The following is a 17,666-nucleotide window of genomic DNA, read 5'->3' on the forward strand; positions in this document are numbered from 1 at the left end:
ACCATCGGTCACGTTGACCATGGTAAGACCACTCTGACCGCTGCTCTGACTCGTGTATGCCACGAAGTTTGGGGTACAGGTTCTGCCAGTGCTTTCGATCAGATCGATAACGCACCGGAAGAGCGTGCGCGTGGTATCACCATCGCGACTTCGCACGTTGAGTACGATTCTCCGAACCGTCACTACGCCCACGTTGATTGCCCGGGTCACGCTGACTACGTAAAGAACATGATCACCGGTGCTGCCCAGATGGACGGCGCGATCCTGGTTTGTTCTGCCGCTGACGGCCCCATGCCGCAGACCCGTGAGCACATCCTGCTGTCCCGTCAGGTTGGCGTACCGTTCATCGTTGTGTTCCTGAACAAGGCTGACATGGTTGATGACGAGGAGTTGCTGGAGCTGGTCGAGATGGAAGTTCGCGATCTGCTGAGCACCTACGACTTCCCAGGCGACGACACTCCGATCATCACCGGTTCTGCGCTGATGGCGTTGGAAGGCAAAGACGACAACGAAATGGGTACTACCGCTGTTAAGAAGCTGGTAGAAGCTCTGGATGACTACATTCCTGAGCCGGAGCGTGCGATCGATCAGCCGTTCCTGATGCCTATCGAGGACGTCTTCTCTATCTCCGGTCGTGGTACGGTTGTGACCGGTCGTGTTGAGCGTGGCATCATCAAAACAGGTGACGAAGTGGAGATCGTGGGTATCCGCGATACCACCAAGACAACCTGTACTGGTGTTGAGATGTTCCGCAAGCTGCTGGACGAAGGTCGTGCCGGTGAGAACATTGGTGCCCTGCTGCGTGGTACCAAGCGTGACGACGTAGAGCGTGGTCAGGTTCTGTGTGTACCTGGCTCCATCAAGCCGCACACCAAGTTTGAGTGTGAAGTGTACGTACTGTCCAAAGAAGAAGGCGGTCGTCATACTCCGTTCTTCAAGGGCTACCGTCCGCAGTTCTACTTCCGGACCACTGACGTAACCGGTTCTTGCGAACTGCCGGAAGGTGTTGAAATGGTAATGCCGGGCGACAACGTGAAAATGGTTGTTACCCTGATCGCTCCGATCGCCATGGAAGATGGCCTGCGCTTCGCGATCCGCGAAGGTGGCCGTACCGTTGGTGCCGGCGTGGTCGCCAAGATCATCGAGTAATTCAAGAATTATTCGTTTGTTGTTGCGCTGAGTTTTCGGTGCAGGCCAGTAGCTCAATTGGCAGAGCAGCGGTCTCCAAAACCGCAGGTTGGGGGTTCGATTCCCTCCTGGCCTGCCATTTTTAACATTCGGATATAAGTTGATTCCTATGGAGTCAAAATCTATCGAGTCAGCCAGCCGTTTCGATTCCTTGAAGTGGCTGGCTGTATTTGTTCTGGTTGCTGTTGGTGTTGTGGGTAACCAGGTCTATTCTGCTGAATCTGTCCTTTATCGGGTTTTGGCTCTTGTTGCGCTCGCGCTTGTTGCGGGATTTGTAGCGCTGGCCACTGATCGTGGTCGTCGTTTTGCGGTTTTGCTCAAAGAGGCCAGGGTCGAAATCCGTAAGGTGGTATGGCCGACGCGGCCGGAGTTGGTGCAGACGACGATCATTGTTGTCGTGTTTGTGCTGGTGGTTGCGTTGTTGCTATGGGGTATGGATTCACTGATCAGCTGGCTGGTTGCTGGCTTCATTGGCTAACGGGAGTGGGCTATGTCTAAGCGTTGGTACGTTGTTCATGCGTATTCAGGCTTCGAAAAGCACGTTATGCGCACTCTCAAAGAGCGTGTTGCTCTTGAAGGTCTGGAAGATAAGTTCGGCGAAATCCTGGTTCCAACCGAGGAAGTCGTTGAGATGCGTGACGGGAAAAAGCGCAAGAGTGAGCGCAAGTTTTATCCCGGCTACGTATTGGTGCAGATGGAGATGGACGACGCTTCATGGCATCTTGTGAAGAATACGCCAAGGGTGCTTGGTTTTATTGGCGGCACGAAAGAAAAGCCGGCTCCAATTACCGAGCGGGAAGCAGAGGCGATACTTCAGCGCGTAGAAAGTGGTGCTGATAAGCCTAAGCCCAAGACCTTGTTTGAGCCGGGTGAAATTGTGCGCGTTGTTGAGGGGCCGTTTGCGGACTTCAACGGCGTAGTCGAAGAAGTTGACTATGAGAAGAGTCGGGTAAAAGTCGCGGTTCTGATTTTTGGTCGATCCACTCCGGTTGAGTTGGAGTTCGGGCAGGTCGAAAAAGACTGACCGGGCTTTTGAAAGCTTGTAGCTCGCGCGCCAAGGCGTCGCGGGCTTTTTGTGTCTGCCTTAGGCAGAAAGTTAAGCGGGGAGCCGAAAGGCGCTTGTACCCATAGGAGAAAATATCATGGCAAAGAAGATTGAAGCGTATATCAAGCTTCAGGTTGCTGCCGGCCAGGCCAACCCGAGTCCCCCCGTTGGCCCTGCACTGGGTCAGCGCGGTGTGAACATTATGGAATTCTGTAAGGCTTTCAATGCCAAGACTCAAGGTATGGAGCCTGGTCTGCCGATTCCAACGGTAATCACCGTTTATAGCGACCGTAGCTTCACCTTTGTTACCAAAACGCCTCCCGCGCCAGTACTTCTGAGGAAGGCCGCAGGCGTGAAGAGCGGTTCTGGTCGTCCGAACACCGAAAAGGTAGGCACCGTAACCCGCGCTCAGCTGGAAGAAATCGCCAAGACTAAAGAGCCGGATCTGACTGCAGCCGATATGGATGCAGCGGTTCGTACCATTGCCGGTACTGCCCGTAGCATGGGCCTGACCGTGGAGGGTGTATAACATGGCAAAGCTGAGCAAGCGTCAGAAGCTGATTCGCGAAAAGGTTGAGTCTACCCGTGCATACACTGTTGATGAGGCCGTAGCGCTTCTGGCAGAGCTGGGTCAGGGCGTAAAGTTCCGGGAGTCCGTGGATGTAGCGGTAAACCTGGGCGTAGACGCGCGTAAATCCGACCAGGTTGTACGCAGCAGCACTGTTCTGCCGCACGGCACCGGTAAAACGGTTCGTGTCGCTGTGTTCACCCAGGGCGCAAATGCCGAGAAAGCAGCAGCTGCTGGTGCAGACGTTGTTGGCATGGATGATCTGGCAGAAGAAGTGAAGAAGGGCAACATGGATTTCGACGTGGTTATTGCCACTCCGGATGCCATGCGTGTTGTTGGTCAACTCGGTCAGATTCTTGGGCCCCGCGGCCTGATGCCGAACCCGAAGGTTGGCACTGTGACTGCAGACGTTGAAACCGCGGTCAAGAATGCTAAAGCTGGCCAGGTTCGCTACCGCACCGACAAGAACGGCATTATCCATGCTCCGCTGGGCAACGTAGAATTTACTGCACAGACCATCAAGGAAAACCTTGAGGCTCTCGTTGCAGATCTGAAAAAGGCCAAGCCTGCATCGTCCAAGGGTGTGTATCTGAAGAAGATCACCATCTCTTCCACGATGGGGCCTGGTTTGACTATCGATCAAAGCGCCCTGAACATCTGAGCCTGCGATCGATAGTTCCTTTGTAGTCTGGGCAGAAGCCAAGGCTGTCAAAGACCGCAGGCCCCAGGGCGCCCTTGGGCGCCCACGGGTTAAAGCAATGCCTGCGCAGACGGTGTGAAGACGTTCTCTCTGAACCCAAACACCGTTCGGAGCCCCGGAAGGGGTAAATATGGGTTTGCTGGTTATTCCAGCGAAATCGAGGAGAAAACCAGTGGCAATTAGACTCGAAGACAAGAAAGCGATCGTCGCTGAAGTCAACGAGACTGCTGGTACTGCTCTGTCTGTGGTTTTGGCTGATTATCGTGGTGTCACCTCCGGTGACATGACGGCGCTGCGTGCCAAGGCTCGTGCCGAGAATGTTCGTCTGAAGGTTGTTCGTAACAACCTGGCGAAGATTGCTATTAAAGGTACTGAGTTCGAGTGCATTGATCCGGCGCTGGTTGGCCCTACCATTCTGGCTTTCTCAATGGAAGATCCGGGCGCCGCTGCGCGTCTGTTGAAGGATTTTGCCAAAGAGAAAGAGGCGTTTGAGATCAAGGGTCTGGCTGTCGGCGGTGAGCTGATGGGCGCAGAACAGATCGATCGCCTGGCTACGCTGCCGACGCTGCACGAAGCGTTGACCAAGCTGGCTATCGTTACACAGGCACCAGTTACCAAGCTTGCACGTACTCTGAACGATATTCCGGGCAGAATCACGCGTGTTATAGCTGCAGTCCGCGACCAGAAGCAAGACGCTGCTTGATTCTGTTGAACACCATTTTTTTAATTTTCGGAGAAAGTCATGGCTCTGTCTAAAGACGATATTTTGAATGCAATTGCTGAAATGAGCGTAATGGAAGTTGTTGAGCTCGTAGAAGCAATGGAAGAGAAGTTTAACGTTTCCGCTGCAGCAGCAGTTGCTGCTGCACCTGCTGCTGCCGGCGGCGACGCTGGTGCTGCTGAAGAGCAGACCGAGTTCGACGTAGTTCTGACTGGCGCTGGCGAGAAGAAAGTCAACGTTATCAAGGCTGTTCGTGAGCTGACTGGTCTGGGCCTGAAAGAAGCCAAGGAAATGGTTGATGGCGCGCCTTCTACTATCAAAGAAGCAGCCAGCAAGGAAGAGGCCGAAGAGGCCAAGAAGAAGCTTGAGGAAGCAGGCGCTTCTGTTGAGCTCAAGTAAGAGTCGGTTTCTGATCGACACCGTGCCCTAGGCATGGACAGGCTGGTGGCTAAAAGCCACCGGCCTTTTTCTGTTGTATATGCTATAGAGTCTGGTGCGCAGTAACGGGTTGATGTCAGATCTATAACCTACAGCCAGAGTCTTGTTCAAGACGGCGCGATAAGCCGAGCAAATCGGCCCCGAAGCAGAACATTTGATTGCTTCTTGATACCAGGTATCAGGTTAAAGCTGGGGAATGCAGATGACTTACTCCTACACCGAAAAAAAGCGGATTCGCAAAGATTTCAGTAAATTGCCTTCCGTGATGGATGTCCCCTATTTGCTGTCTATTCAGCTGGATTCATTCCGGGATTTCCTTCAAATGGAAGCCGCTCCAGAAGATCGCCGGGAAACCGGTCTTCATGCAGCCTTCAAATCCGTATTCCCGATTGTCAGTTACTCTGGCAACGCCGCGCTCGAGTATGTGAGCTACCGTATCGGCGAGCCAGTTTTCGACGTCAAGGAATGTCAGCTCCGGGGCGTGACCTACGCCGCGCCGCTACGGGTCAAAGTCCGCCTGATCATTTATGATCGGGAATCGTCCAACAAAGCGATCAAGGACATCAAAGAACAAGAGGTCTACATGGGCGAGATGCCCCTGATGACCGAAAACGGTACCTTCGTTGTTAATGGTACCGAGCGTGTTATTGTTTCCCAGCTCCACCGTTCACCGGGCGTATTCTTTGACCATGATAAGGGCAAGACGCATTCTTCCGGTAAACTGTTGTATTCTGCGCGCGTCATTCCCTACCGTGGTTCCTGGCTGGACTTCGAGTTCGATCCGAAGGATTCGGTGTTTGTTCGTATCGACCGTCGTCGTAAGCTTCCTGCGACTATTCTGTTGCGTGGTTTGGGTTATACCTCAGAGCAAATGCTCGGCATGTTCTTTGAAACCAGCAAATTTTCGCTGGGTGCCGAAGTGTGCAAGCTTGAACTGGTGCCGAGCCGTCTCCGGGGCGACATTGCAACCTTCGACATCAAGGGTGTGGATGGCAATGTGATCGTCGAGGAAGGCCGCCGTGTCACCGCTCGTCATATCAAGCAGCTGGAAAAAGCGGGTATTACCGAGTTGGATGTGCCAACCGAATACCTGTATGGCCGTGTACTTGCAAAAGACATGATCGACCAGGCTACCGGTGAGGTGCTGGTTGAATGTAACACCGAGCTGTCGGAAGAGGTTGTAACCAAAATTCTCGACGCGGGCGTAAAAGAGATCGAAACTCTCTACACCAACGACCTGGATTGCGGCCCCTTTATGTCCGATACCCTGCGTATCGATCCGACTCGCAGCCCGCTGGAAGCACTGGTCGAGATCTATCGTATGATGCGCCCGGGCGAACCGCCAACCAAAGAGTCTGCAGAGAACCTCTTCACCAACCTTTTCTTCAGTGAAGAGCGTTATGATCTGTCGGCCGTAGGGCGCATGAAGCTGAACCGTCGTCTGGGGCGTGAGGAAAGCACAGGCGAAGGTATCCTGACCAACGAAGACATTATCGACGTGCTCAAGACCCTGATCGGGATTCGCAATGGTCAGGGGCAGGTTGATGATATTGATAACCTCGGCAACCGCCGTGTTCGCTGTGTTGGCGAGATGGCAGAAAACCAGTTCCGCGTGGGCCTGGTGCGTGTGGAGCGTGCTGTTCGTGAGCGCCTGAGCCTTGCGGAAAGCGAAGGCCTGATGCCACAGGATCTGATCAATGCGAAGCCGGTGGCCGCGGCCGTTAAAGAGTTTTTCGGCTCCAGCCAGCTGTCCCAGTTCATGGATCAGAACAACCCGTTGTCGGAAGTCACCCACAAGCGCCGTATCTCGGCACTCGGCCCAGGTGGTCTGACCCGCGAGCGTGCCGGGTTTGAGGTTCGTGACGTTCACCCGACCCATTATGGCCGGGTATGTCCAATCGAAACGCCGGAAGGCCCGAACATCGGTCTGATCAACTCGCTGGCGACTTATGCCCGCGCCAACTCCTACGGTTTCCTTGAGAGCCCTTACCGCAAGGTTGTCGACGGACTGGTGACCGACGAGCTGGTGTATCTGTCGGCCATCGAGGAAAGCAATTATGTCATCGCCCAGGCCAGTGCTGCGACCGATGAGAACAAGCGGCTGTCAGATGAGCTGGTTACCGTTCGTCATCTGAATGAATTTACGGTGGCTCCGCCGGAAGCGGTTAACTTCATGGACGTGTCTCCGCGTCAGGTTGTTTCCGTGGCAGCATCTCTGATTCCATTCCTGGAGCATGATGATGCTAACCGGGCGCTGATGGGTGCAAACATGCAACGCCAGGCAGTTCCCACGCTTATCTCTCAGGTGCCGCTGGTCGGTACCGGTGTAGAGCGTACCGTGGCGCAGGATTCCGGAGTCTGCGTATCAGCGCGTCGTGGTGGTGTAATCGAGAGCGTTGACGCAGGCCGTATCGTTGTTCGTGTCAACAACGACGAAACCGCTGCCGGTGATGCTGGTGTAGACATCTACAACCTCACCAAGTACACGCGTTCGAACCAGAATACCTGTATTAACCAGCGCTCCATCGTCCGTCAGGGCGACGTAGTGGCCCGGGGCGATGTGCTCGCCGACGGCCCGTCCGTAGATCTGGGTGAGCTGGCACTGGGCCAGAACATGCGTATCGCGTTTATGCCGTGGAATGGCTACAACTTCGAGGATTCCATCCTGATCTCGGAGAAAGTGGTTCAGGAAGATCGCCTGACCACCATCCATATTCAGGAGCTGACCTGTGTCGCTCGTGACACCAAGCTGGGCAGCGAAGAGATCACCGCTGATATCCCGAACGTTGGTGAAAGCGCGCTGTCCAAGCTGGATGAGTCTGGTGTGGTTTATATCGGCGCTGAAGTTGGTCCTGGCGACATCCTGGTAGGCAAGGTAACGCCGAAAGGTGAAACTCAGCTAACCCCGGAAGAAAAATTGCTGCGTGCCATTTTCGGTGAGAAAGCATCTGACGTGAAGGACACCTCACAGCGTGTGCCGACTGGTACCCGCGGTACGGTGATCGACGTACAGGTGTTTACCCGCGACGGCATTGAGAAAGATGCACGGGCTTTGTCGATCGAGAAAGAGCAGCTTGACAAATACCGCAAGGATCTGAAAGACGAATACCGCATTGTGGAAGGCGCGACCTATGAGCGCCTGATGGTAGCTCTCAAAGGGCAGGAAGTTATCAGTGGTCCGGCCTTGAAAAAGGGCGCCAAGCTGGAGGAGGCCTACCTGGCTGAGCTGCCGCGCGGAGACTGGTTCAAGTTGCGCATGAAGGACGAGTCACTCAATGAGTTGCTCGAGAAATCAGAGCAGGGCCTCGAAGAGCGTAAGAAAGAGCACGAGGCGCGGTTTGATGACAAAAAAGGCAAGCTGCAGCAGGGCGACGACCTGGCTCCGGGCGTGCTGAAAATCGTCAAGGTGTACCTTGCTATCAAGCGTCGAATTCAGCCTGGTGACAAGATGGCTGGCCGTCACGGTAACAAGGGTGTTATCTCTGCGGTTATGCCGATTGAGGACATGCCTTACGATGAATTCGGTAACACCGTCGATATCGTACTGAACCCGCTGGGTGTTCCGTCGCGGATGAACGTAGGTCAGGTTCTGGAAACCCACCTGGGCGCCGCCGCCAAGGGTCTGGGTGAAAAGATCAGTCGCATGCTCGAAGAACAGCGCAAGGTGGCTGAGCTTCGTCAACTGCTGGATGAGATCTATAACCACTCGGACGAAGTGTTCAAGGTGGATCTCGACAGCCTCAGCGACAAGGAGATCCTGGAGCTGTGCGGTAACCTGAAGGGTGGTGTGCCGATGGCGACACCAGTCTTCGATGGTGCCGAGGAAGCGGAGGTTAAGCGCATGCTTGAGCTGGCTGACCTGGACACCAGTGGCCAGACCAGGCTGTACGATGGCCGCACCGGTGATGCATTTGACCGTCCGGTGACTGTGGGCTACATGTACATGCTCAAGCTCAACCACTTGATCGACGATAAGATGCACGCTCGTTCCACCGGTTCCTATTCCCTGGTTACCCAGCAGCCGCTGGGTGGTAAGGCGCAGTTCGGTGGTCAGCGCTTCGGTGAGATGGAAGTCTGGGCTCTGGAGGCGTATGGCGCAGCCTACACTCTCCAGGAAATGCTCACCGTCAAGTCTGACGATGTGAATGGTCGGACCAAGATGTACAAGAACATTGTCGATGGGGATCATCGTATGGAGCCGGGTATGCCCGAATCCTTCAACGTTCTTGTCAAGGAAATCCGCTCGTTGGGTATCGACATCGAGCTGGAATCCGAGTGAGCCGAATTGTTTTTGGCAGCGTGAGCGGGCACAACCTGTGCCCGCCCGAGATTAACGCCATCCGGAGCTTTTACTGATGAAAGATTTGTTGAATCTTCTCAAGAGCCAGAATCAGAGTAAGGAATTCGACGCCATTCGCATTGGCCTGGCGTCGCCTGACATGATTCGTTCCTGGTCTTTTGGCGAAGTAAAGAAGCCTGAGACCATTAACTACCGTACCTTCAAGCCGGAGCGTGACGGTCTTTTCTGTGCCAAGATCTTCGGTCCGATCAAGGACTACGAGTGCCTGTGCGGCAAGTACAAGCGCCTCAAGCACCGTGGTGTGATCTGTGAGAAATGTGGGGTAGAGGTGGCACTGGCCAGCGTGCGTCGTGAGCGCATGGGCCACATTGAACTGGCGAGCCCGGTTGCCCACATCTGGTTTTTGAAGTCTTTGCCGTCCCGTATCGGCCTGATGCTGGACATGACCCTTCGTGACATTGAGCGTGTACTCTACTTTGAGAGCTTCATTGTTATCGACCCGGGCATGACGACTCTGGAGAAGGGGCAGCTGCTGAACGACGAGCAGTACTATGAGGCTCTGGAAGAGTTCGGCGATGAGTTCGATGCCCGCATGGGTGCTGAGGCGGTCAAGGAGCTGCTGGAAGCCATCGATCTGCAGGCTGAAGTGGATAATCTGCGCGAAGAAATTCCGCAGACCAACTCTGAAACCAAGATCAAGAAATTCAGCAAGCGCCTGAAGATTCTCGAGGCCTTCCTGTACTCCGGTAACAAACCTGGTGACATGGTAATGACCGTGCTGCCGGTTCTGCCGCCCGATCTGCGCCCATTGGTGCCGCTGGATGGTGGCCGCTTTGCGACGTCGGATCTTAACGACCTGTACCGTCGGGTGATCAACCGGAACAACCGTCTCAAGCGCCTGCTGGAGCTGAATGCTCCGGACATCATTGTGCGCAATGAAAAACGGATGCTGCAGGAAGCTGTGGATGCGCTGCTGGATAACGGTCGTCGTGGCCGTGCCATCACCGGTACCAACAAGCGTCCGCTGAAGTCCCTGGCTGATATGATCAAGGGTAAGCAGGGTCGTTTCCGACAGAACCTTCTGGGTAAGCGGGTAGACTACTCCGGTCGTTCGGTGATCGTGGTTGGTCCGTACCTGCGCCTGCACCAGTGCGGTCTGCCCAAGAAGATGGCGCTGGAGCTGTTCAAGCCCTTCATCTTCTCCAAGCTTGAGCACCGCGGACTGGCGACCACCATCAAAGCTGCCAAGAAGATGGTTGAGCGTGAAGAAGGTGTGGTCTGGGATATCCTTGATGAGGTGATCCGTGAGCACCCGATCATGCTCAACCGTGCGCCGACTCTGCACCGCTTGGGTATCCAGGCATTTGAGCCGGTACTGATTGAGGGTAAGGCCATCCAGCTGCACCCCCTGGTCTGTGCGGCCTATAACGCCGACTTTGACGGTGATCAGATGGCCGTTCACGTGCCGCTGACCCTGGAAGCCCAGCTCGAAGCCCGTGCGTTGATGATGTCAACCAACAACGTACTGTCGCCAGCCAACGGCGAGCCGATCATCGTACCGTCCCAGGACGTTGTATTGGGTCTCTATTACATGACCCGTGAGCGCCATGCTGCCAAAGGTGAGGGCATGGTGTTTGCCGACATCAAGGAAGCGCACCGTGCCTACGGTGCCGGGCAGGTTGATCTGCAGGCGGCGGTAAAAGTCCGTGTCAAGCAGGTGGCGATTGAGGAGAGCGGCGAACGCACAGAAAGCTACAGCATCGTGGAAACCACGGTTGGCCGTGCACTGTTGTTTGATATCGTGCCTGACGGCCTGCCGTTTGAAATCGTTAACAAGCCGATGGTCAAGAAGGCGATCTCTAACCTGATCAACACCTGCTATCGGGATGCCGGTCTGAAGGACACGGTTATTTTTGCCGACCAACTGATGTACATGGGTTACCACTATGCAACCCGCTCCGGTATCTCTATCGGCTTCAACGACTTCGAGATTCCGCCGGAGAAGTATGAGCTGGTAGACGCAGCCTCCGACGAAGTAAAGGACATCGAAAACCAGTACGCGTCCGGTCTGCTGACCCAGGGCGAGAAGTACAACAAGGTGATCGATATCTGGTCTCGCGCCAACGACAAGGTGTCCAAGGCGATGATGGAGCGTCTGGCCAAAGAGAAGGTCATTGGTCCCGATGGTCAGGCTGTGAAGGGTGAAGACGGCCAAGACCTGATGCAGGAGTCGTTTAACTCTGTATACATGATGGCCGATTCCGGCGCCCGGGGTTCGGCGGCGCAGATCCGTCAGCTGTCTGGTATGCGTGGTCTGATGGCGAAGCCAGACGGTTCTATTATCGAGACGCCGATCACGGCGAACTTCCGTGAAGGCCTGAACGTACTGCAGTACTTCATCTCGACCCACGGTGCTCGTAAAGGTCTTGCGGATACCGCATTGAAGACCGCGAACTCCGGTTACCTGACCCGTCGTCTGGTTGACGTGTCGCAGGATCTGGTAGTTACCGAAGAAGATTGTGGCACCGATGAAGGTCTGCTGATGACGCCGCATATCGAAGGCGGCGACGTTGTCGTTCCACTCGGTGACCGGGTACTGGGGCGTGTAACGGCCCGTGACGTATTCACCCCGACCGACAAGGAAAACGCGGTTGTGCCTGTCGGCACCTTGCTGGACGAGAAGACCGTCGAGATGGTCGAGCGTGCGGGTGTTGATGAAATCTGGGTTCGCTCAGCCATTACCTGCGATACCCGTCATGGCATTTGTTCCAAGTGTTACGGGCGCGATCTGGCCCGTGGTCACCAGGTGAACGTTGGTGAGGCTGTTGGTGTTATTGCGGCGCAGTCTATCGGTGAGCCGGGTACCCAGTTGACCATGCGTACGTTCCACATTGGTGGTGCGGCCAGCCGGGCGTCTGCGGTCGATAATATTCAGGTCAAGCATGGCGGTACAGTGCGCCTACACAACCTGAAGTCGATTGAGAAAACCAATGGCTCCCTGGTGGTGGTTTCCCGTTCGTCCGCACTGGCGATTGCTGATGAGCAGGGGCGTGAGCGTGAGTGGTACAAACTGCCTTACGGTGCAGTTCTGTCAGTGAAAAACGGCGATCTGGTTGAAGCCGGTGTGGTGGTTGCCAAGTGGGATCCGCATACGCACCCGATCATCGCTGAGGCCACAGGTACAGCCAAGTTCGTCAACATGGAAGAGGGCATCACAGTCCGCACCCAGGCTGATGAGCTGACCGGTCTGTCTACCATGGAAGTGATCGACCCGAAAGATCGTCCGGCAGCAGGTAAAGATATCCGGCCTGCGATTCAGTTGATCGACGACGCGGGCGAAGAGGTTGATCTGCCAGGCGGCGGTACAGCCATCTTCTTCCTGCCGGCCAACGCCCTGGTGACCATGGCCAACGGTGCCAAGGTCGAGCTGGGTGATGTGGTTGCCCGTATTCCGCAGGAGAGTTCGAAGACCCGGGACATCACCGGTGGTCTGCCCCGTGTTGCCGATCTGTTCGAAGCCCGTCGACCGAAAGAATCGGCGATTCTGGCAGAGATCAGTGGTGTGATTTCCTTCGGTAAAGAAACCAAGGGCAAGAAGCGCCTGGTGATTACGCCGAAGGATGATGACGCCTATGAGGTTCTGATTCCGAAGCACCGCCAGATGAACGTATTTGAAGGTGAAACGGTAGAGAAGGGTGAGGTTATCTCCGACGGCCCGTCCAACCCGCACGACATTCTGCGTTTGCTGGGTGTGGTCGAGCTGGCCAAGTACATCACCAACGAGATCCAGGACGTTTACCGTCTGCAGGGCGTTGTGATCAACGATAAGCACATTGAGGTTATCGTTCGCCAGATGCTGCGCAAGGTTGAAATTACCGATCCGGGCGATACCACGTTGCTCTCTGGTGACCAGGTTGAAATCACCCAGGTGATTGAAGAGAACGAGAAGGCGAATGCGGCTGACAAAGAGCCGGCACGTTTCGACCGCTTGCTGCTGGGTATCACCAAGGCATCGCTTGCGACCGAGTCGTTCATATCAGCTGCGTCGTTCCAGGAGACCACACGGGTTCTGACCGAAGGTGCAGTGACTGGTAAGCGTGACTATCTGCGCGGTCTGAAAGAAAACGTCGTGGTTGGTCGCCTGATTCCGGCCGGTACCGGTCTGGCGTATCATAACGAGCGTCGTCGCAAGCGCGAACTGGAAGAGCAGGGCGTAACAGCGGCCGACGTTGAAGAGGCTCTGAGCGCAGAACTTAACCGCGAGGGTTAAGTTTTGCGGGCCGCTCTCGGGGTAGATACCTATCCCGGGAGTGGTTAAAAAGAGAACAGTCATCTTGACTGGCTCGGGGCGCGGGCTTAAACTTGCGTCCCTTAAATTTTACCCCCTTTAATGGGGGTAAGTTACATTGGTATGGTTTTTTGGAGTTTGCTTACATGGCAACGATTAATCAGTTGGTGCGTAAGCCTCGTAAGCGCAAGGTAGCCCAGAGCGATGTTCCCGCGCTCCAGGCCTGTCCTCAGCGCCGTGGTGTGTGCACTCGTGTGTACACTACAACGCCGAAGAAGCCGAACTCTGCACTTCGTAAAGTGTGCCGTGTTCGTCTGACCAACGGCTTCGAGGTTTCCTCATACATTGGTGGTGAAGGTCACAACCTTCAGGAGCACAGTGTTGTGCTGATCCGTGGTGGTCGAGTAAAAGACCTTCCGGGTGTGCGCTATCACACTGTTCGCGGTACTTTGGACACCCAGGGTGTGCAGAACCGTAAGCAGGGCCGCTCCAAGTACGGTGCAAAACGACCCAAGTCCTGATGTCCCGAGCGGGTGTCTTTTATCGTTGCTTGTCAGAACGGTAAGAGTAAGGCTGAGTAGCAGATTGCTATCTCAGGGGTTCCTGAAGACCTTTTAGATATAAGGGCTTATCGATGCCTAGAAGAAGAGTTGCAGCAAAACGGGAGATTATTCCCGATCCTAAATTCGGCAGTGCACGTCTGGCCAAGTTCATCAACCACGTGATGGAAAGTGGCAAGAAGTCTACCGCAGAGCGCATTGTTTACGGCGCACTCGATATCGTTGCCGAAAAATCCAAGGAAGAGCCGATCGACATGTTCGAGAAGGCCCTGGAGAACATCCAGCCGATGGTTGAGGTTAAGTCCCGTCGTGTGGGTGGTGCTACCTACCAGGTGCCTGTAGAAGTGCGGCCTTCCCGCCAAAACGCGTTGGCCATGCGCTGGCTCGTTGAATACTCACGGAAGCGCGGTGAGAAAAGCATGGCGCAGCGCCTTGCTGGTGAAATCCTTGATGCTGTAGAAAGCAAGGGTGCGGCAGTTAAGAAGCGTGAAGACGTCCATCGTATGGCAGAAGCCAACAAGGCCTTCTCTCATTTCCGTTTCTAAATAAGCCGAGGTTTATACAGTGGCACGAAAGACTCCGATCAAACGTTACAGAAACATTGGTATCTGTGCGCACGTTGATGCAGGCAAGACCACCACGACCGAGCGTATCCTTTACTACACCGGTCGTAACCACAAGATGGGTGAAACCCATGATGGTGCCTCAACGACTGACTGGATGGAGCAGGAGCAGGAGCGTGGTATTACTATCACCTCAGCGGCTGTCACCACCTTCTGGCAGGGCATGGATCAGCAGTTCCCCGAGCATCGGGTGAACATCATTGACACCCCGGGGCACGTTGACTTCACGATCGAGGTTGAGCGTTCGCTGCGTGTTCTTGATGGCGCTGTTGTTGTGTTCTGTGGCTCTTCCGGTGTAGAGCCTCAGTCCGAGACGGTATGGCGTCAGGCCAACAAGTATGAAGTTCCGCGCATGGTTTTCGTTAACAAGATGGATCGCGCGGGTGCAAACTTCTTACGGGTTGTTGCCCAGATCAAGGATCGCCTGGGTGCTACCCCGGTTCCGCTGCAGCTGCCGATCGGCGCTGAAGATCAGTTCGAAGGCGTGGTTGACCTGCTTCGTATGAAGGCGATTCGCTGGAACGACGAAGACCTGGGTATGACCTACGAAGAAGGCGATATCCCGGCAGAGATGGCGGATGAGGTTGCCCAGTACCGTGAGCAGTTGGTAGAGGCGGCCGCCGAAGCTAACGAAGAGCTCATGGAGAAGTACCTTGAAGAAGGTGACCTGAGCCTGGAAGAGATCAAGGCAGGGCTGCGTGCGCGTACCCTGGCTAACGAAATCGTTCCGGCCTGTTGTGGTACCGCCTTCAAGAACAAGGGCGTTCCTGCCGTGTTGGATGCGGTTATCGAATACCTGCCGGCGCCGGACGAAGTCAAGGCAATCCGCGGTGAGGTTGATGAAGACGGCACCGAGGAAACCCGCCCGGTTGATGACGACGCGCCCTTTGCTGCTCTGGCATTCAAGATCGCTACCGATCCGTTCGTGGGTTCCCTGACCTTCTTCCGTGTTTACTCCGGTAAGCTGGAGTCTGGTAATGCGGTATACAACTCGGTCAAAGGCAAGAAAGAGCGTGTGGGCCGTATGGTTCAGATGCACGCCAATGATCGGGAAGAGATCAAGGAAGTGCTGGCGGGCGACATCGCTGCTGCCATCGGTCTGAAAAACGTTACCACAGGGGACACTCTGTGCGACGAAAACGCCAAGATCATCCTGGAGCGCATGGAGTTCCCTGAGCCGGTTATCTCGGTTGCAGTGGAACCCAAGTCCAAGGCTGACCAGGAAAAGATGGGTGTTGCGCTGGGCAAGCTGGCTCAGGAGGATCCGTCCTTCCGTGTCCGCACAGATGAAGAATCTGGCCAGACCATCATTTCTGGTATGGGTGAGCTGCACCTGGACATCATCGTTGACCGTATGCGTCGCGAGTTCAAGGTTGAAGCGAACATTGGTAAGCCTCAGGTCGCTTATCGCGAATGTATCCGGAAGCCGGTGGATGTCGAAGGTAAGTTCGTTCGTCAATCCGGTGGTCGTGGTCAATACGGTCACGTCAAGGTGAAGCTCGAGCCGCTGCCGCTGGACGTCGAAGATGCAGAAAACTTCATCTTCGTGAACGAGATCGTGGGTGGTGTGGTTCCGAAGGAATACATCCCGGCGGTTCAGCAGGGTATTGCAGAGCAGATGCAGAACGGCTGTCTGGCTGGTTATCCGCTGCTGGGTATCAAAGCCACTCTGTACGACGGCTCCTACCACGATGTGGACTCCAACGAAATGGCGTTCAAGATCGCCGGTTCCATGGCATTGAAAAAGGGAGCTCTGGAAGCCAACCCTGCGCTGCTTGAGCCGATGATGAAGGTGGAAGTTGTCACGCCGGAAGACTACATGGGTGACGTTGTTGGCGACCTGAACCGTCGTCGCGGCGTAATCCAGGGTATGGATGATAATCCTGCCGGTAAGATCGTTCGCGCTGAGGTTCCGTTGTCGGAGATGTTCGGTTACGCCACCGACCTGCGTTCTGCGACGCAGGGGCGAGCGTCTTATGCGATGGAGTTCTCCCGCTATTCGGAAGCTCCTTCGAACATTGCCGAAGCGATCATTAAAAAGGGTTGATCCCAGGACTTAAGTAAAAGTAAGAGGTGTAACCGTGTCTAAAGAAAAATTTGAGCGTAGTAAACCGCACGTAAACGTAGGTACCATCGGTCACGTTGACCATGGTAAGACCACTCTGACCGCTGCTCTGACTCGTGTATGCCACGAAGTTTGGGGTACAGGTTCTGCCAGTGCTTTCGATCAGATCGATAACGCACCGGAAGAGCGTGCGCGTGGTATCACCATCGCGACTTCGCACGTTGAGTACGATTCTCCGAACCGTCACTACGCCCACGTTGATTGCCCGGGTCACGCTGACTACGTAAAGAACATGATCACCGGTGCTGCCCAGATGGACGGCGCGATCCTGGTTTGTTCTGCCGCTGACGGCCCCATGCCGCAGACCCGTGAGCACATCCTGCTGTCCCGTCAGGTTGGCGTACCGTTCATCGTTGTGTTCCTGAACAAGGCTGACATGGTTGATGACGAGGAGTTGCTGGAGCTGGTCGAGATGGAAGTTCGCGATCTGCTGAGCACCTACGACTTCCCAGGCGACGACACTCCGATCATCACCGGTTCTGCGCTGATGGCGTTGGAAGGCAAAGACGACAACGAAATGGGTACTACCGCTGTTAAGAAGCTGGTAGAAGCTCTGGATGACTACATTCCTGAGCCGGAGCGTGCGATCGATCAGCCGTTCCTGATGCCTATCGAGGACGTCTTCTCTATCTCCGGTCGTGGTACGGTTGTGACCGGTCGTGTTGAGCGTGGCATCATCAAAACAGGTGACGAAGTGGAGATCGTGGGTATCCGCGATACCACCAAGACAACCTGTACTGGTGTTGAGATGTTCCGCAAGCTGCTGGACGAAGGTCGTGCCGGTGAGAACATTGGTGCCCTGCTGCGTGGTACCAAGCGTGACGACGTAGAGCGTGGTCAGGTTCTGTGTGTACCTGGCTCCATCAAGCCGCACACCAAGTTTGAGTGTGAAGTGTACGTACTGTCCAAAGAAGAAGGCGGTCGTCATACTCCGTTCTTCAAGGGCTACCGTCCGCAGTTCTACTTCCGGACCACTGACGTAACCGGTTCTTGCGAACTGCCGGAAGGTGTTGAAATGGTAATGCCGGGCGACAACGTGAAAATGGTTGTTACCCTGATCGCTCCGATCGCCATGGAAGATGGCCTGCGCTTCGCGATCCGCGAAGGTGG

At 55.1% G+C, this 17,666-nt stretch carries 13 protein-coding genes and 1 tRNA gene; all 14 read left to right on the forward strand.

Translation table 11 applies throughout. From position 1 onward, the window contains the following. A partial coding sequence (tuf, locus tag C7H09_RS09100; RefSeq protein WP_106762247.1) for an elongation factor Tu occupies positions 1–1,149 on the forward strand: 1,149 nt, incomplete at its 5' end. 42 nt (positions 1,150–1,191) lie between these two features. Then, positions 1,192–1,267 (forward strand) — tRNA-Trp (locus C7H09_RS09105). A gap of 30 nt (positions 1,268–1,297) precedes the next feature. Next, positions 1,298–1,666 carry a preprotein translocase subunit SecE gene (secE, locus tag C7H09_RS09110; RefSeq protein WP_106762248.1) on the forward strand — a complete coding sequence of 123 codons (369 nt, stop codon included), beginning with the start codon at positions 1,298–1,300 and terminating at the stop codon, positions 1,664–1,666. 12 nt (positions 1,667–1,678) lie between these two features. Then, a complete protein-coding gene (gene nusG / locus C7H09_RS09115) occupies positions 1,679–2,212 on the forward strand; it encodes a transcription termination/antitermination protein NusG (RefSeq protein WP_106762249.1) in 534 nt (177 codons plus the stop codon). A 118-nt stretch (positions 2,213–2,330) separates the two neighbouring features. Further along, positions 2,331–2,762 carry a 50S ribosomal protein L11 gene (gene rplK, locus C7H09_RS09120; protein WP_106762250.1) on the forward strand — a complete coding sequence of 144 codons (432 nt, stop codon included), beginning with the start codon at positions 2,331–2,333 and terminating at the stop codon, positions 2,760–2,762. Position 2,763: 1 nt separating this feature from the next. Beyond that, a complete protein-coding gene (rplA, locus tag C7H09_RS09125; RefSeq protein ID WP_106762251.1) occupies positions 2,764–3,462 on the forward strand; it encodes a 50S ribosomal protein L1 in 699 nt (232 codons plus the stop codon). Positions 3,463–3,673: 211 nt separating this feature from the next. Continuing rightward, complete coding sequence (gene rplJ / locus C7H09_RS09130; RefSeq protein ID WP_106762252.1) at positions 3,674–4,204, forward strand: 50S ribosomal protein L10; 531 nt, start codon at positions 3,674–3,676, stop codon at positions 4,202–4,204. A gap of 39 nt (positions 4,205–4,243) precedes the next feature. Continuing rightward, positions 4,244–4,621 carry a 50S ribosomal protein L7/L12 gene (rplL, locus tag C7H09_RS09135; protein ID WP_106762253.1) on the forward strand — a complete coding sequence of 126 codons (378 nt, stop codon included), beginning with the start codon at positions 4,244–4,246 and terminating at the stop codon, positions 4,619–4,621. Positions 4,622–4,862: 241 nt separating this feature from the next. Beyond that, a complete protein-coding gene (gene rpoB / locus C7H09_RS09140) occupies positions 4,863–8,939 on the forward strand; it encodes a DNA-directed RNA polymerase subunit beta (RefSeq protein ID WP_106762258.1) in 4,077 nt (1,358 codons plus the stop codon). 76 nt (positions 8,940–9,015) lie between these two features. Next, positions 9,016–13,230 (forward strand): DNA-directed RNA polymerase subunit beta', encoded by a 4,215-nt coding sequence (gene rpoC / locus C7H09_RS09145; RefSeq protein ID WP_106762254.1) that lies wholly within the window; start codon positions 9,016–9,018, stop codon positions 13,228–13,230. A gap of 164 nt (positions 13,231–13,394) precedes the next feature. Then, positions 13,395–13,769 (forward strand): 30S ribosomal protein S12, encoded by a 375-nt coding sequence (gene rpsL, locus C7H09_RS09150; protein ID WP_106762255.1) that lies wholly within the window; start codon positions 13,395–13,397, stop codon positions 13,767–13,769. Positions 13,770–13,882: 113 nt separating this feature from the next. Next, positions 13,883–14,353, forward strand: coding sequence for a 30S ribosomal protein S7 (gene rpsG, locus C7H09_RS09155; RefSeq protein WP_106762256.1), 471 nt, complete (start codon positions 13,883–13,885; stop codon positions 14,351–14,353). Between the two features lie 19 nt (positions 14,354–14,372). Next, the gene (gene fusA, locus C7H09_RS09160) at positions 14,373–16,478 is read left to right on the forward strand and encodes an elongation factor G (protein WP_106762257.1); all 2,106 of its coding nucleotides are present in this window, start codon (positions 14,373–14,375) and stop codon (positions 16,476–16,478) included. A 34-nt stretch (positions 16,479–16,512) separates the two neighbouring features. Continuing rightward, on the forward strand, positions 16,513–17,666 hold a 1,154-nt coding region (gene tuf, locus C7H09_RS09165; RefSeq protein ID WP_106761966.1), incomplete at its 3' end, for an elongation factor Tu.

This window comes from Marinobacter fuscus (genome assembly GCF_003007675.1).
In the GTDB taxonomy this organism is placed as follows: domain Bacteria; phylum Pseudomonadota; class Gammaproteobacteria; order Pseudomonadales; family Oleiphilaceae; genus Marinobacter; species Marinobacter fuscus.

Excerpts from the sequence above, each read along its gene's own strand:
- rplA (WP_106762251.1), top strand. The coding sequence starts at position 2,764 with ATGGCAAAGCTGAGCAAGCGTCAGAAGCTGATTCGCGAAAAGGTTGAG.
- rpsL (WP_106762255.1), top strand. The coding sequence starts at position 13,395 with ATGGCAACGATTAATCAGTTGGTGCGTAAGCCTCGTAAGCGCAAGGTA.
- rplK (WP_106762250.1), top strand. The coding sequence starts at position 2,331 with ATGGCAAAGAAGATTGAAGCGTATATCAAGCTTCAGGTTGCTGCCGGC.
- nusG (WP_106762249.1), top strand. The coding sequence starts at position 1,679 with ATGTCTAAGCGTTGGTACGTTGTTCATGCGTATTCAGGCTTCGAAAAG.
- rpoB (WP_106762258.1), top strand. The coding sequence starts at position 4,863 with ATGACTTACTCCTACACCGAAAAAAAGCGGATTCGCAAAGATTTCAGT.
- rplL (WP_106762253.1), top strand. The coding sequence starts at position 4,244 with ATGGCTCTGTCTAAAGACGATATTTTGAATGCAATTGCTGAAATGAGC.
- secE (WP_106762248.1), top strand. The coding sequence starts at position 1,298 with ATGGAGTCAAAATCTATCGAGTCAGCCAGCCGTTTCGATTCCTTGAAG.
- rpsG (WP_106762256.1), top strand. The coding sequence starts at position 13,883 with ATGCCTAGAAGAAGAGTTGCAGCAAAACGGGAGATTATTCCCGATCCT.
- rpoC (WP_106762254.1), top strand. The coding sequence starts at position 9,016 with ATGAAAGATTTGTTGAATCTTCTCAAGAGCCAGAATCAGAGTAAGGAA.